The sequence below is a fragment of the Pseudomonas sp. SD17-1 genome, from assembly GCF_029201585.1.
GTDB classification, from domain to species: Bacteria; Pseudomonadota; Gammaproteobacteria; order Pseudomonadales; family Pseudomonadaceae; genus Aquipseudomonas; species Aquipseudomonas palmensis.
Genome location: NZ_CP104044.1, coordinates 4,153,996 through 4,167,984 on the forward strand (window position 1 = coordinate 4,153,996; position 13,989 = coordinate 4,167,984).

The following is a 13,989-nucleotide window of genomic DNA, read 5'->3' on the forward strand; positions in this document are numbered from 1 at the left end:
AGTCTACCCGAGCTGGCGAGGCTGACAATCGCTGGCCCGCGGCCCGAAACCGCGAACTTCCACAGGTCACGTCCTGTCACTGTTCTGACGGGTTGTTTGGCACAGGCGGTCTAAGCTCTGTCGGATAGCTATTTCTGGAGCTCACGGAGGAAAGCATATGTTGCTGTTGTGGTTAGTGGTGCTGGTGGTCGGTATTGCCTATCTGGCGCACCGGCGGGTTGCCCCCCTGCCCGTACTGGGCGTGGTTGCCGTCTACCTGGTGGCGATGGGCGCATTCAGCCATGCCCCCGGCTGGCTGTTGACGATCTTCTGGCTGCTGCTGGTGGCCACTGCCGTGCCCCTGGTGCTGCCCGATCTGCGCCGCAAATGGCTGACTGCCCCGCTGTTCGGCTGGTTTCGCAAAACCTTGCCGCCGATGTCGCAGACCGAGCGCGAGGCCATCGATGCCGGCACGGTCTGGTGGGACGGCGAGCTCTTCAGTGGCCGCCCCGACTGGAACACCCTGCTGGCCTATCCCAAGGTGCAACTGAGCGCAGAAGAGCAAGCCTTCATCGACGGGCCCACCGAGGAGCTCTGCGCCATGGTCAGCGACTGGCAGATCGGCCAGGACATGGACCTTCCCGCCGAAGCCTGGGCGCACATCAAGACCCATGGCTTCTTTGCCCTGATCATTCCCAAGGAATACGGCGGCAAGGGCTTTTCCGCCTTCGCTCATTCACAGGTCGCGATGAAACTGGCCACCCGCAGCGGCGACCTGGCCTCCACCGTGATGGTGCCCAACTCGCTCGGCCCGGCCGAACTGCTGCTGCACTACGGCACCGACGAGCAACGCAACCATTACCTGCCCCGCCTGGCCCGCGGTGACGACATCCCGTGCTTCGCCCTCACCGGTCCGCTGGCCGGCTCCGACGCCGGCGCCATGCCCGACACCGGGGTCATCTGCAAGGGCCAGTGGCAGGGCGAGGAAGTACTGGGCCTGCGCCTGAACTGGGAGAAGCGCTATATCACCCTGGGCCCGGTGGCGACGCTGCTGGGTCTAGCGTTCAAGGCCTACGACCCCGATCACCTGCTGGGTGACAAGGAGGAGCTGGGTATCAGCCTGGCTCTCATCCCGACCGACACCCCAGGTGTCGAGATCGGTCAGCGCCATCTGCCGCTGGGCGCCGCGTTCATGAACGGCCCCAACAGCGGCAAGGACGTGTTCGTCCCGCTGAGTTTTCTGATTGGCGGGCAGGAGATGCTCGGCAAGGGCTGGATGATGCTGATGAACTGCCTGTCGGTGGGACGCTCGATCTCCTTGCCGGCAGTCGGTACCGGTGCCGCCAAGTACACCAGCCTGGTAACGGGCCAGTACGCACAGGTGCGCGAGCAGTTCAACGTACCGCTGGCCGCATTCGAGGGCATTCAGGAGGCTCTGGCCCGCATCGGCGGCAATGCCTGGCTGATGGACAGCGCACGCATGCTCACCGCCAACGCGGTGGACCTGGGTGAAAAACCCTCGGTGCTGTCGGCGATCCTCAAGTACCACCTCACCGAACGGGGGCGCGAATGCATCCAGCACGCCATGGACGTGCACGGGGGCAAGGGCATCATCATGGGCCCGAACAACTACCTGGGTCGCAGCTGGCAGGGGGCACCGATCTTCATCACCGTCGAGGGCGCCAACATCCTCTCGCGCAACCTGATGATCTTTGGCCAGGGGGCGATTCGCTGCCACCCGTTCGTGCTCAAGGAGATGGCCCTGGCAGCACGTGAAGACCACGACCAGGCGCTCAAGGAGTTCGACGCCCTGCTGCTCAGGCATGTGGGCTTCGCGGTGGGTAACGCGGCCAGCACGCTGGTCCTTGGGTTGGGCCTGGGGCGCTTTGAAAAGGCACCCGGCGATGCATTGAGCCAGGGATACTTTCGCGCACTCGATCGCCAGGCGGCGGCCTTCGCCCTGCTGGCCGACCTGTGCATGATGCTGCTCGGTGGCGAGCTGAAACGCCGTGAGCGCCTGTCGGCGCGCCTTGGCGACGTATTGAGCAACCTGTACCTGGGTTCGGCAGCCCTCAAGCGCTACCACGATCTCGATTCGCCCGAGTACCTGCGGCCGCTGTTGCGCTGGGCCATGGAAGAAAGCCTGGGCCAGGCCGAAAAAGCCCTGGACCGCCTGCTCGACAACTTCCCCAATCGGTTCCTCGGTGGCGCGCTGCGCCTGGTGGTGTTCCCGTTCGGGCGCCGTCATACCGGCCCGTCGGACGAACTGGATGCCGAGGTTGCTGCGCTGCTGGGTCGCGCCAAGGGTGATCCGGCACTCGAACAACTGCTGGCTGGCTGCTATCGCCCCACCGATGCAAGCGACCCGGTGGGCGCGTTGCAACAGGCCAGCGACCTGCTAAGGGCCAGCGCCCCGCTGCACAAGAAGCTGCACCAGGCCCACAAGGGCGGCCAATTGGCGCCGGCTCCCGGCGAATCGCTGATCGACGCAGCCTTGCACGCCAACACCTTGCAGGCCGGCGAAGCTCAAAGCCTGCACGAGGCCGAAGCCGCACGGCGCCGTGTGATCGACGTGGATGCGTTCAGCAAGGACGAGCTGCTGCCCACCGAGGGCAAGGTGCGCTGAGCATCACTCCAACGGGACATCGGGCGCGGGGAGCCTTATACTCCCGCGCCCGATTTTGCTCTAGAGGATCGCCCGCATGGCCAACGCCACTGCTCAACTGGAATACCACCTCGCCCTGCTCACCCACCTGCGCACCATCCTTGCAGCCCTGGGTGAGGCCGAACAGGTACCGGAAGAAAGCCACGCGCTGTTTCTGGAGCGTTTCGACGACCTGATGCAACAGTTGCCGGTCGACCCGGAGAGCACCTACCTGGGTCAGGACCTCATCTGCCAGGTCATCCAGCGCTACCCGCAGATCGCGCACCTTATCCCCCGCGACCTGCTGTGGTTCTTTGGCGGCGATTGCCTGCACTACATGCCGGAAGAAGAACTGGCCATGTACCAGGAGCTGGAAGAACGCCGCTACGAAGCCGAGCAGAACGACGAACCGTTCGACTGGAACCAGGAGAAGCAGTTGTTGAGCATGTCGGGCGACGACAGCAAGCACTGATGCGCAAGCTACCTGTCAGCGCGGCCAGCAGAACTGGCAGGTAGCCCCCATGACCACGTCCCGCACAAAGCGCATTCACATGACTGCGTGTGCTTGAACGGGCTCAGAAGAAAAAGTACACGCCGGTATCGAGCTCGAGTGCGGTTCGCACCTGCGCCTCCACCTTCAGCAGTGCACCTACCTCGGGGCAGGCTTCGATACAGGCCGACACCAACGCACTGAATGCCGCCAACTGCACAGTACCTAGAATCCTTTCATCTTCGTACTCATCGATGTTCAGCGCCAGCGCTCGATTGGCCTGCGTGAAAAGCCCCGATCGCCACACGGCTTCGAACTCCTCTGCATCCAGCTGAACATCTAGCAGGTCTGCATCCGTACAGGTATCGGTATCCAGCCGCGACATGGCGCCTCGGCTCAACGGCACACAGATTATTTTCATGCTGCCCCCTGCCATCGCGCGGCGTTTTTTACGCAAAAAAAAACGCCGTTCATACGAACGGCGTTTTCTTTGAATTTGGAGCGGGAAACGAGACTCGAACTCGCGACCCCGACCTTGGCAAGGTCGTGCTCTACCAACTGAGCTATTCCCGCAAATGGCGTCCCCTAGGGGACTCGAACCCCTGTTACCGCCGTGAAAGGGCGGTGTCCTAGGCCACTAGACGAAGGGGACACTGCCTGAAACACCATGGTGTAGTGTTTCAGCTCCAGAAATACACCCGAAGATGCCTTCTGGTTTCACTCAGCCCTGCCGTGAAGCAAAGCTGCTTAAAATTGGAGCGGGAAACGAGACTCGAACTCGCGACCCCGACCTTGGCAAGGTCGTGCTCTACCAACTGAGCTATTCCCGCAATGGCGTCCCCTAGGGGACTCGAACCCCTGTTACCGCCGTGAAAGGGCGGTGTCCTAGGCCACTAGACGAAGGGGACACGCTACAACATTCACTCCCTGCCGCGTTTCGCTGTGTGCTTTACGCTGCAAGTGGCGCGCATTCTAGGGGTGCTTTGAGAAGTCGTCAACCCCTAGATATAAATTTATTTAAATCAATGACTTCGCCCTGCTTTACGCTGCCACGGGGGCCGCAGCGCGCCTGAGCCTTGACGATTATTTTCTGACGCACATACGCGACGCGGCCCAGTGCTGGCGGCACCTCAAGGCAAAATGCCAGCAATCCGCCCTGCTCAACTGCCAAACAGCTCTATCCGGGCAAAAGCGAAGCCACTACACTCAAACGGCAAACCTTCCTGTATGAGGCGTTAACGGTGACACCACTTCTGATCACCCTGCTTATAGTAGCGGGTATCGCACTCTTGATCGTGATTGGCTACCTGAACAATGTAGTCGAGAGCAACAAGCTGGAACGAGCCCGTCTCAAGATCGAGCTGGCCGACCGCTTGCGTCGTTGTGGCGAAATCACCGAAACCTTCCCCGGCCAGTTGATGACCCCGGCACTCAAGCTGCTGCTGACCCGCCTCGAACTGAACCTGAACCAGCGCCGCCTGGCCCTGGACAAGCACAACCGTGAAATCCAGGCACGCATCAGCGAGCTCCAGGGCCTGATTGCACTGGGCGATGGCATACCGGTGAACAACCCTCCCGGCCCGATCCAGACCGAAGCCCGTGCCAAGGATGTACGCTTTCTGCTCGAAGCCCTGCACAGCCAGGTGGTGCGCGCCTCCCAGGAAGGCTTCCTGCCGACCAACGAAGCCAAGTACTGGGTAAAGGAAATTCGCCATATCCTGGTGCTGCTGCACATCGAGTTCTTCAACAACCTGGGGCAGCATGCGCTGCAGCAGAACCAGCCGGGGCAGGCCCGCCTGGCGTTCGAACGGGGCGTGCAGTACCTGCGCAAGCAACCTGATCCGGTGCTCTACCGCGAGCAGCTCGACTATATGGACAAACTGCTGGCACGCGCCAACGCCATGGTACTGAGCCAGAACCAGCCAACCGAAGACGAGGTCAACCCACTGACCGAAGGGCTGAAGTCCGACACCGAAGAAGACTGGAAGAAGAAAGTCATCTACGACTGATTGCAACACAACCCATTCGCCAGCAGCCCCCGACAGGAGCCTTGCTGGCGAATGGGCGCAACGCCTCTACCCGCCTCAGCAGTCCGTCGAATCCAGGAAAATCCGCGCCAGACGCTCCAGCCCGGCCTGATCCTGCTCACCAAAGCGTGCAAGTACAGGGCTGTCCAGGTCCAGCACGCCGATCAGCGCACCGTCCTTGACCAGAGGGATCACCAACTCGCTGTTGGAGGCGCTGTCACAGGCAATATGCCCCGGGAAGGCATGCACATCCTCCACACGCTGGGTCTGGCGTGTAGCCGCCGCAGCCCCGCACACCCCGCGCCCGAACGGGATGCGTACACACGCAACCTGCCCCTGAAACGGCCCCAGCACCAGCTCTTCACCGCGCGCCAGGTAGAAACCTGCCCAGTTCAGGTCTTCGACCTGGCTGTACAGAAAGGCGGAAAGCTGCGCAGCGTTGGCAATGAAATCCCGCTCCCCGTCCAGTAGTGCCTCCAGCTGCGCCGCCAGCAGGTCATAGCCGCACTGGCCGCCCCCCACTGCATTCAAATCGATCATTACTGTTGCTCCAGCAGTTTCAGGCCCACCCAATAGCGGGCAAATTGATAGGCGCAGCGGCCATTGCGATTGCCGCGGCCGGTTGCCCAGCGGATCGCGGCCTTGTCCAGCTCTTCATCCCGCGCCCAGACCAGACCTGGCGCCAGCGCCAACTGGGTGATCCAGTGCTCGACCACATCAAGGAAGTGCTCTTGGGTGAACGGGTAGAACGACAGCCACAGACCGAAGCGGTCCGACAGGGCAATCTTGTCCTCGACGGCCTCGCTGGGGTGCAGCTCGCCGTCGACCATCTTCCAGTTCTCGTTGTCGCTCTGCTTTTCCGGCACCAGGTGCCGACGGTTGGAGGTGGCATACAGCAGAACGTTGTCCGGCGCCTGCTCGAGAGAGCCGTCCAGCACGCTCTTGAGCACGCGGTAGTCGCCCTCCCCGGCCTCGAACGACAGGTCATCGCAGAACAGCACGAAACGCTGTGGCAGTTTGTGCAGTTGTTCCACCACCCGCGGCAGGTCCGCCAGGTGGTCACGCTCGATCTCGATCAGGCGCAGCCCCTGTGGGGCGTACTCTGCCAGCAAGGCACGCACCAGCGACGACTTGCCGGTGCCGCGCGAGCCCCACAGCAGCGCGTGATTGGCCGGCATGCCGTCGATGAACTGGCGGGTATTGCGGCCCAGTTGTTCACGCTGCCTGTCGACACCGATCAGGTCGGTCAGGCGCATGTCCAGGCTGACCTCGAGCGGCAGCAGAAAACCGCTGCGCCCTTCGCGCTGCCAACGGGCAGCCAGGCACTGGGTCCAATCGATGCTGGGGCGCAATGCCGGCAGCAGCGGTTCCAGACGCGCCAATACCGATTCGGCGCGCTCCAGGAAAGCATTCAAGCGAGAGTCCACGTTATGTCCTCGACACAGATTCTTGGGGAAGCCTGAATGTGCGACAGTACCTGCCAGCTACCGGGGGTGATCGGCTATGCTTGCGCAGCGCACGGAAAGTGGAACTGGCTCGGGATACATGGATATCAAGTTCACCAATCGCCTGTCTTACAAGCAAGCCCGGCTGACGGTCCTGGTCGGTTTCATCCTGGGAACATTGCTCAGTCTCATCCAGATCGGCATCGATTATGCCAGCGAAGACGCCTCTATCAATCGCGAGATGCAGGCACTGCTGCAAATCAGCCACAACCCCGCCTCGCGCATTGCCTACAACCTCGATGCGGAACTGGCCAACGAACTGACCCTGGGCCTGCTCAAATCCCCCGCCATCACCCGTGCGCGCCTGATCGACAACACCGACAGCGTGTTGTCCGATGTGCAGCGCCCGCGCGAACAAAGCAGCTATCGGGTAGTGAGTGATTTTCTCTTCGGCCAGAGCCGGCAGTTCCAGGATCGCCTGATGCTCGACCAGATGCCCAGCGAATACCTCGGCACCCTGTATCTTGAAGTCGACACCTTCGCCTTCGGCAGCCGCTTTCTGAAGCGGGCCGAAGTAACGCTGCTCAACGGGTTCGTGCGCAGCCTGGTGCTGACCGGCATCCTGCTGGCACTGTTCTATTTCATGTTGACCAAGCCGCTGGTGCGGGTGATCAGCGCCCTGAGCAACAGCAATGCGCGCGCGCCCAACCAGAACAAGCTGGCCTTCCCGCCCGGTCACGAACAGGACGAGATCGGCGTGCTGGTCAAGGTCGCCAACCAGCAGTTCGTGAGCATGGCCACCGAGATCCAGCAGCGGCGCAACGCCGAAAACCGCCTGACCGACTACCTCAACGAGCTGGAAAACATCGTTTCGGCCCGTACCAACGAACTCAAGTCCAGCAACACCCGCCTGAGCCAGTCCAACGAGGAACTGGAGCAGGCGCGACGCCGAGCACTGGACATGGCCCAGGCCCGTGCCGCATTCCTGGCCAACATGAGCCACGAGATCCGCACCCCGCTCAATGGCCTGCTGGGCATGATCGCGCTGTCGCTGGACAGCCCGCTCAACGCCGAACAACGCCAGCAGCTGTCCATCGCCCACGACTCGGGCAAGGTACTGGTGGAACTGCTCAACGATATTCTCGACCTGTCCAAGTTCGACGCCGGCCAGCTGGAGCTGGAGCGCATCCCCTTCGACCTCGGCGCCCTGGTGGAAGACACCGCCAACCTGCTGTCGCAGAACGCGGCGCCCAGCGTGGAGCTGACCTGCCTGATCGATCCGCAGTTTCCCAGCAGCGTGCTGGGTGACCCCACGCGGGTGCGCCAGATCGTCAGCAACCTGCTGTCCAATGCGCTCAAGTTCACCCGTTTCGGGCGTGTCGACGTTCGCCTGGGCACCTACCCCGGCGGCGTGCGCCTGGAAGTCTGCGACACGGGCATCGGCATCCCGCTGGAAGCCCAGGTCAGGATCTTTCAGCCTTTCACCCAGGCCGGTGCCGGTATTACCCGCCAGTATGGCGGCACCGGCCTGGGCCTGGCGCTGACCCGCAACCTTTGCGAAGCCATGCAGGGGCGCCTGAGCATCAGTTCGGAAGCTGGCTTCGGCAGCCAGTTCAGTGTCGAGCTGCCGCTGGCCTCCCACACCCCGGCGATTGCACCCGCTCCCCTGCGCGGCAAGGTGGTGGCGATCAGCAGCGCCAGCAGCGGCCTTGCCGAACTGCTGCAGAGCCTGCTGCCACGTTGGGGGCTGACGTACTCGCGCCATGACAGCATCGACAGCCTGGTCGACCTGGAGCCCGACCTGCTGGTCACCGACAACCTGGATGGCCTGTTCGGCCTGCGTCCGTCACTCAAGGCGCCAATCCTGCTGGTGACCGCCTATGGCAACTTCCTGCCGGGGGAAGAAGCCGCCCAGCTGGCGCCGCTGCAGCAGCAGGCCCGCCCGCTGGCCCGCAACGCCCTGTACCAGACCTTGCAGCGCATTCTGCAGGGCAGTGACGATGCAGGCCCGGTCGCCCAGGCGGGCACCCAGACCAGCGAGCGACGTGCCCGCATCCTGCTGGTGGAAGACAACCCGGTGAACCAGCTGGTCGCCAAGGGCATGCTGGGCAAGCTGGGCTGCGAGGTGATCGTGGCCGCCCACGGCGGGGAGGCCCTGGAGCAGTTGGAGCAAGCCGCCTTCGACCTGGTGCTGATGGACTGCAACATGCCGGTGATGGACGGCTACGAGGCCAGCCGGCGCATACGCCAGAGCGGACGCTGGCCCGACCTGCCCATCGTGGCACTTACCGCCAACGCCATGCCCGAGGAGCGCGAACGCTGCCGGGCGGCAGGCATGAACGACTACCTGGCCAAACCCTTTCGCCGCGAAGAGTTGCTGGCGCTGATCGATCACTGGGTGCCGCCAACAACCCCTGAAACCTAGCGCAGCAGCTTTTCGATATCGCCCGCCAGCGCCTCGGGCTTGGTGCTGGGCGCATAACGGCTCACGGCACCCGACTGCGGATCGACCAGGAACTTGGTGAAATTCCACTTGATCGCCTGCGAACCGAACAGGCCGGGAGCCCTCTGCTTGAGCGCGGCGAACAGGGGATGCGCGCCCGCCCCATTGACCTCGACCTTTCTGAACAGGGGAAAGCTCACGCCAAAGTTGGCTTCACAGAACTGCGATATCGCCAGCTCATCGCCCGGCTCCTGCTTGCCGAACTGGTTGCAGGGAAAGCCCAACACCACCAGGCCGCGCTCGCGATAGCGCTGCCATAGCGACTCCAGGCCCTTGTACTGTGGCGTGAACCCGCACTGGCTGGCGGTATTGACCACCAGCACCGCCCTTGCCGGGTAATCCGCCAGGGTTTTCTGCTCGCCCCGCAGGGTGGTGCAGGGAATATTGAGCAAACTGTTGTCGGCCATGACCGCGTCTCCTGCGTTCGGGTGGGTTACTGTCGCGGCACCAGGTCAAGGCACACCGAGTTGATGCAGTAGCGCAGACCGGTGGGCGGCGGGCCGTCGGGAAACACATGGCCCAGATGGGCATCGCAAGTGGCGCAGGTGACTTCGGTGCGAATCATGCCATGTGAGGTATCGCGGATCTCGACCATCGCGTTGTCGGCGATAGGCTCGTAGAAGCTGGGCCAGCCGCAGCCGGAGTCGAACTTGGCTCTGGAATCGAACAGCGGCTTGTTGCAGCAGATGCAATGGTAGACGCCATCGGTGCGGGTGCTGTTGTACTTGCCGCTGAACGGGCGCTCGGTGCCCTTCAGGCGGCACACGTTGTACTGCTCGGGGTCGAGCATCGCACGCCATTCTTCCAGGGTTTTCTCGATCTTTTCCATCACCAGGCCTCGCTGAATTAAAAACCCCGCACTGCGTCTTTTCGACAACGCGGGTGGCACGTATTATTGCGCCTCATCAGACGTCAGTCTGGCACCCGCGTTACACGCATTTCAAACGTTTTCACAGCGCAATGCGCGGCGATCTTTTCTAATCGGGATCACATCATGCAGGTCAGCAAATCGAACAAGCTCGCCAATGTCTGCTACGACATTCGCGGCCCGGTGCTCAAGCACGCCAAACGCCTGGAGGAGGAAGGCCACCGCATCCTCAAGCTGAACATCGGCAACCCGGCGCCCTTTGGTTTCGAGGCGCCCGACGAGATCCTCCAGGATGTGATCCGCAACCTGCCCACCGCCCAGGGCTACAGCGACTCCAAGGGCCTGTTCAGCGCGCGCAAGGCGGTGATGCAGTACTACCAGCAGAAGCAGGTCGAAGGTGTCGGCATCGAGGACATCTACCTGGGCAACGGCGTGTCCGAGCTGATCGTGATGTCGATGCAGGCCCTGCTCAACAACGGCGACGAGGTGCTGATCCCGGCCCCGGACTACCCGCTGTGGACCGCTGCGGTGAGCCTGGCCGGCGGCAACCCGGTGCACTACCTGTGCGACGAGCAGGCCGACTGGTTCCCCGACCTTGCCGACATCAAGGCCAAGATCACCCCCAACACCAAGGCCATGGTGATCATCAACCCGAACAACCCCACTGGCGCGGTGTACTCGCGCGAGCTGCTGCTGGGCATGCTGGAAATCGCCCGCCAACACAACCTGGTGGTGTTCTCCGACGAGATCTACGACAAGATCCTGTACGACGATGCCGTGCACATCTGCACCGCCTCGCTGGCCCCCGACCTGCTCTGCCTGACCTTCAACGGCCTGTCCAAGTCGTACCGGGTGGCGGGCTTCCGCTCCGGCTGGCTGGCGTTGTCCGGGCCCAAGCAGCACGCCCAGAGCTATATCGAAGGCATCGACATGCTGGCCAACATGCGCCTGTGCGCCAACGTGCCGAGCCAGCACGCCATCCAGACCGCACTGGGCGGCTACCAGAGCATCAATGACCTGGTGCTGCCGCCAGGTCGCCTGCTGGAGCAGCGCAACCGCACCTGGGAGCTGCTCAACGACATTCCAGGGGTCAGCTGCGTCAAGCCGATGGGCGCCCTGTATGCCTTCCCGCGCATCGACCCGAAGGTCTGCCCGATCTTCAACGACGAAAAGTTCGCCCTTGACCTGCTGCTGTCGGAAAAACTGCTGATCGTGCAAGGCACCGCCTTCAACTGGCCGTGGCCCGACCACTTCCGCGTCGTCACCCTGCCACGTGTCGATGACCTGGAGCAGGCGATCGGTCGCATCGGCAATTTCCTCAAGACCTACCAGCAGTAAGCCCGAATGCCTGCCTGCGCCAGCCCTGGCGCAGGCCACGGGCCAACCTCAAGCCTGCCGCTCTGGCTCGCGCACCTGGCATTCTCCGCGCCTGCCCGCACAAGTACACAGTTTGAAATAGTCGCCCGGTTGAATACACGGAGCGCGCACCTTATATACCCCGCATACGCAAGCTTTCTATCCGTCAGGAGAACGTAACAACCATGATGCGCATTTTGCTGTTTGTGGCCACCAACCTTGCGGTCGTGCTGATTGCCAGCATCACCCTGAGCCTGTTCGGCTTCAACGGGTTCATGGCGGCAAACGGGGTTGACCTCAAGCTCGACCAGTTGCTGATTTTCTGCGCTGTGTTCGGCTTTGCCGGCTCGCTGATCTCGCTGTTCATCTCCAAGTGGATGGCGAAGATGAGCACCGGTACCCAGATCATCACCCAGCCGCGCACCCACCATGAGCAATGGCTGCTGCAGACCGTCGAAGAGCTTTCCCGCCAGGCAGGCATCAAGATGCCCGAGGTGGGCGTCTTCCCGGCCTACGAGGCCAACGCCTTCGCTACCGGCTGGAATCGCAACGATGCGCTGGTCGCGGTAAGCCAGGGCCTGCTCGAGCGTTTCTCGCGTGATGAAGTCCGCGCCGTGCTGGCCCACGAGATCGGCCACGTCGCCAACGGCGACATGGTGACCCTCGCGCTGGTACAGGGTGTGGTCAACACCTTCGTGATGTTCTTCGCACGCATCATCGGCAACTTCGTCGACAAGGTGATCTTCAAGAACGAAGAAGGCCAGGGCATTGCCTACTACATCGCGACCATCGTTGCCGAACTGGTCCTGGGTATCCTGGCCAGCATCATCGTCATGTGGTTCTCGCGCAAACGCGAGTTCCGCGCCGACGAAGCCGGCGCCCGCCTGGCCGGCACCAACGCGATGATCGGCGCGCTGCAGCGCCTGCGTTCTGAACAGGGCGTGCCTGTGCACATGCCTGACACCCTGAATGCCTTCGGCATCAATGGTGGCCTCAAGCAGGGCCTGGCAGGTCTGCTGATGAGCCACCCGCCGCTGGAAGATCGTATCGAAGCCCTGCGTCGTCGCGGCTAAGCGAGCAGCAGGCAAACAGGAAGGGCGACCCACGGGTCGCCCTTTTTCATTTCAGCGTTGCAGACGGTACACCCGCTCCAGCAGCCGATCAGCACCCGCCTTGATGAACCTGGGGCTCTGCGCCAACACGTCGTCCTGCGCGGCGATCGCCAACTGCCAATGCTCGCCGAACAGGCGCTCGACCTCTTCATCGGGCACGGCAAAGGGCGGACCGTCAGTAACCGCCTGATCGTAGTCCAGAGTAATCAACAGGCCCTTGCAAGGCGACGGCAGGAGCTGCTGCAGACGCGCCACATACCGCTCGCGCATGGCAGGCGGCAAGGCGATGATCGCGGCACGGTCGTAAAGGCCCGTACAGCCCCGCACGTCACCCGCGGTCAGTGCGAAGAAATCGCCACACCACAACTCGATGCCCTCGCTGCGGTAGACCGTGAAGGCCCCCTGCTGCGAAACCTGCGGCTCCCGCTCATGCTCGGAAAAAAAGTCCTTCACCGCCCGCTCGGACAACTCCACCCCAAGCACGTCGTGGCCTTGCGCGGCCAGCCACGCCATGTCCAGGCTCTTGCCGCACAGCGGCACCAGTACACGGGCACCAGGCGCAATGCCCAGTGCGGGCCAATGCTGCTGCAGATACGGGTTGACCTGCTGCTGGTGAAAGCCGATCAGATCGTTCTCCCAGCGGTTGTGCCAGAACGCGGGCTGCATAACCTTACCTCGATAAATTCGATTAAATACCGCAAAAACTTATATTAGATTTAGATCAATGATCTGCCTGAAGATGGCTGCATATTAACCTTCAGGACCACCCCGATGCTGCCCAGCCTGTTTATCTCCCACGGCTCTCCCATGCTGGCACTGGAACCGGGTGCCAGCGGCCCGGCACTTGCGCGCCTGGCGGCGCAACTGCCGCGCCCCAGAGCGATCGTCGTGATGTCTGCGCACTGGGAAACCACCGAACTGCGCGTGACAAGCAACCCGTACCCACCCACCTGGCACGACTTCGGCGGCTTTCCGGCCGCCTTGTATGCCGTGCAGTACCCTGCCCCCGGCGACCCACAGCTCGCCGAACAGGTAAGGCAACGGCTCAATGAAGCCGGGCTGCCCACAACACTCGACGCCAAGCGGCCTTTCGACCATGGCGCGTGGGTGCCCCTGTCGCTGATGTACCCGGCGGCGGACATACCGGTGGTGCAGGTATCACTGCCCAGCCAGCACGGCCCGGCGTACCAGCAACAGGTAGGCCAGGCACTGGCGGCCCTGCGCGAAGAAGGCGTGCTGCTGATCGGCTCCGGCAGCATTACCCACAACCTGCGCGAACTCGACTGGCATGCCGGCCCCGAGAGCGTAGAGCCCTGGGCACTGGCGTTTCGCGACTGGATAATCGACAAGCTGGCTGCGGGCGACACGCCGGCCCTGCATGACTATCGCCGGCAGGCGCCGTTTGCGGTGCGCAACCACCCGAGCGACGAGCACCTGCTGCCGCTGTACTTTGCCCGCGGCGCGGGCGAGCGGTTCGCGATCGAGCACCAGGGCTTTACCCTGGGAGCACTGGGAATGGATATCTATCGGTTCGACTGAGGCGGCAGCCCTTTCCCCGGCAAGGC

The 13,989-nt window shown here is 62.7% G+C and carries 13 protein-coding genes and 4 tRNA genes; 7 read left to right on the forward strand and 10 right to left on the reverse strand.

The window, feature by feature from the left end:
• Nucleotides 1-157: 157 nt before the first annotated feature.
• Together N0B28_RS18805 and N0B28_RS18810 are read left to right on the forward strand one after the other, a co-directional pair.
• On the forward strand, nt 158-2,605 hold the full coding sequence (locus tag N0B28_RS18805; protein WP_229590043.1) for an acyl-CoA dehydrogenase: 2,448 nt from the start codon (nt 158-160) through the stop codon (nt 2,603-2,605).
• Nucleotides 2,606-2,681: 76 nt separating this feature from the next.
• On the forward strand, nt 2,682-3,095 hold the full coding sequence (locus N0B28_RS18810) for a PA2817 family protein (RefSeq protein ID WP_043862897.1): 414 nt from the start codon (nt 2,682-2,684) through the stop codon (nt 3,093-3,095).
• Nucleotides 3,096-3,198: 103 nt separating this feature from the next.
• Here the strand turns inward: N0B28_RS18810 and N0B28_RS18815 are convergent, their stop codons facing one another.
• From N0B28_RS18815 to N0B28_RS18835, 5 genes are all read right to left on the reverse strand, one after another.
• Nucleotides 3,199-3,534: a hypothetical protein gene (locus tag N0B28_RS18815; RefSeq protein ID WP_063612007.1), complete on the reverse strand. Its 336-nt coding sequence runs from the start codon at nt 3,532-3,534 to the stop codon at nt 3,199-3,201.
• 76 nt (nt 3,535-3,610) lie between these two features.
• A tRNA-Gly gene (locus N0B28_RS18820) sits at nt 3,611-3,686 on the reverse strand.
• Nucleotides 3,687-3,689: 3 nt separating this feature from the next.
• A tRNA-Glu gene (locus N0B28_RS18825) sits at nt 3,690-3,765 on the reverse strand.
• A 102-nt stretch (nt 3,766-3,867) separates the two neighbouring features.
• Nucleotides 3,868-3,943, reverse strand: a tRNA-Gly gene (locus N0B28_RS18830).
• Nucleotides 3,944-3,945: 2 nt separating this feature from the next.
• Nucleotides 3,946-4,021: transfer RNA gene (locus N0B28_RS18835), tRNA-Glu, on the reverse strand.
• A 333-nt stretch (nt 4,022-4,354) separates the two neighbouring features.
• Between N0B28_RS18835 and N0B28_RS18840 the strand changes: the two genes are divergently transcribed.
• A complete protein-coding gene (locus tag N0B28_RS18840; RefSeq protein ID WP_043862749.1) occupies nt 4,355-5,122 on the forward strand; it encodes a hypothetical protein in 768 nt (255 codons plus the stop codon).
• A 75-nt stretch (nt 5,123-5,197) separates the two neighbouring features.
• On the opposite strand, the gene N0B28_RS18845 is transcribed toward N0B28_RS18840, so the two are convergent.
• Nucleotides 5,198-5,680 carry a GAF domain-containing protein gene (locus N0B28_RS18845; protein WP_054915824.1) on the reverse strand — a complete coding sequence of 161 codons (483 nt, stop codon included), beginning with the start codon at nt 5,678-5,680 and terminating at the stop codon, nt 5,198-5,200.
• Nucleotides 5,680-6,567 (reverse strand): ATP-binding protein, encoded by an 888-nt coding sequence (locus tag N0B28_RS18850; RefSeq protein ID WP_058541064.1) that lies wholly within the window; start codon nt 6,565-6,567, stop codon nt 5,680-5,682. The genes N0B28_RS18845 and N0B28_RS18850 overlap by 1 nt, the downstream gene beginning before the upstream one ends.
• A gap of 76 nt (nt 6,568-6,643) precedes the next feature.
• On the opposite strand from N0B28_RS18850, the gene N0B28_RS18855 reads away from it, so the two are divergent.
• On the forward strand, nt 6,644-9,010 hold the full coding sequence (locus tag N0B28_RS18855) for a response regulator (protein ID WP_275728055.1): 2,367 nt from the start codon (nt 6,644-6,646) through the stop codon (nt 9,008-9,010).
• On the opposite strand, the gene N0B28_RS18860 is transcribed toward N0B28_RS18855, so the two are convergent.
• Entirely contained in the window at nt 9,007-9,495 is a 489-nt protein-coding gene (locus N0B28_RS18860; protein WP_043862745.1) for a glutathione peroxidase, read from the reverse strand. The genes N0B28_RS18855 and N0B28_RS18860 overlap by 4 nt on opposite strands.
• Before the next feature lie 26 nt (nt 9,496-9,521).
• Entirely contained in the window at nt 9,522-9,917 is a 396-nt protein-coding gene (gene msrB, locus N0B28_RS18865; RefSeq protein WP_043862744.1) for a peptide-methionine (R)-S-oxide reductase MsrB, read from the reverse strand.
• A gap of 165 nt (nt 9,918-10,082) precedes the next feature.
• Between msrB and N0B28_RS18870 the strand changes: the two genes are divergently transcribed.
• Nucleotides 10,083-11,294, forward strand: a complete 1,212-nt coding sequence (locus N0B28_RS18870) for a pyridoxal phosphate-dependent aminotransferase (RefSeq protein WP_043862743.1) — start codon at nt 10,083-10,085, stop codon at nt 11,292-11,294.
• A 203-nt stretch (nt 11,295-11,497) separates the two neighbouring features.
• A complete protein-coding gene (gene htpX / locus N0B28_RS18875) occupies nt 11,498-12,385 on the forward strand; it encodes a protease HtpX (protein WP_043862742.1) in 888 nt (295 codons plus the stop codon).
• Between the two features lie 51 nt (nt 12,386-12,436).
• Here htpX and N0B28_RS18880 read toward each other — a convergent pair whose 3' ends face one another.
• The gene (locus N0B28_RS18880) at nt 12,437-13,090 is read right to left on the reverse strand and encodes a thiopurine S-methyltransferase (protein WP_229590042.1); all 654 of its coding nucleotides are present in this window, start codon (nt 13,088-13,090) and stop codon (nt 12,437-12,439) included.
• A gap of 105 nt (nt 13,091-13,195) precedes the next feature.
• Here N0B28_RS18880 and N0B28_RS18885 point away from each other — a divergent pair, with 105 nt between their 5' ends.
• Nucleotides 13,196-13,963 (forward strand): class III extradiol ring-cleavage dioxygenase, encoded by a 768-nt coding sequence (locus tag N0B28_RS18885; protein ID WP_229590041.1) that lies wholly within the window; start codon nt 13,196-13,198, stop codon nt 13,961-13,963.
• The last annotated feature ends 26 nt before the right edge of the window (nt 13,964-13,989 follow it).

Excerpts from the sequence above, each read along its gene's own strand:
- N0B28_RS18805 (WP_229590043.1), top strand. The coding sequence starts at position 158 with ATGTTGCTGTTGTGGTTAGTGGTGCTGGTGGTCGGTATTGCCTATCTG.
- N0B28_RS18810 (WP_043862897.1), top strand. The coding sequence starts at position 2,682 with ATGGCCAACGCCACTGCTCAACTGGAATACCACCTCGCCCTGCTCACC.
- N0B28_RS18815 (WP_063612007.1), bottom strand. The coding sequence starts at position 3,534 with ATGAAAATAATCTGTGTGCCGTTGAGCCGAGGCGCCATGTCGCGGCTG.
- N0B28_RS18845 (WP_054915824.1), bottom strand. The coding sequence starts at position 5,680 with ATGATCGATTTGAATGCAGTGGGGGGCGGCCAGTGCGGCTATGACCTG.
- N0B28_RS18855 (WP_275728055.1), top strand. The coding sequence starts at position 6,644 with ATGCTTGCGCAGCGCACGGAAAGTGGAACTGGCTCGGGATACATGGAT.
- N0B28_RS18860 (WP_043862745.1), bottom strand. The coding sequence starts at position 9,495 with ATGGCCGACAACAGTTTGCTCAATATTCCCTGCACCACCCTGCGGGGC.
- msrB (WP_043862744.1), bottom strand. The coding sequence starts at position 9,917 with ATGGAAAAGATCGAGAAAACCCTGGAAGAATGGCGTGCGATGCTCGAC.
- N0B28_RS18870 (WP_043862743.1), top strand. The coding sequence starts at position 10,083 with ATGCAGGTCAGCAAATCGAACAAGCTCGCCAATGTCTGCTACGACATT.
- htpX (WP_043862742.1), top strand. The coding sequence starts at position 11,498 with ATGATGCGCATTTTGCTGTTTGTGGCCACCAACCTTGCGGTCGTGCTG.
- N0B28_RS18880 (WP_229590042.1), bottom strand. The coding sequence starts at position 13,090 with ATGCAGCCCGCGTTCTGGCACAACCGCTGGGAGAACGATCTGATCGGC.
- N0B28_RS18885 (WP_229590041.1), top strand. The coding sequence starts at position 13,196 with ATGCTGCCCAGCCTGTTTATCTCCCACGGCTCTCCCATGCTGGCACTG.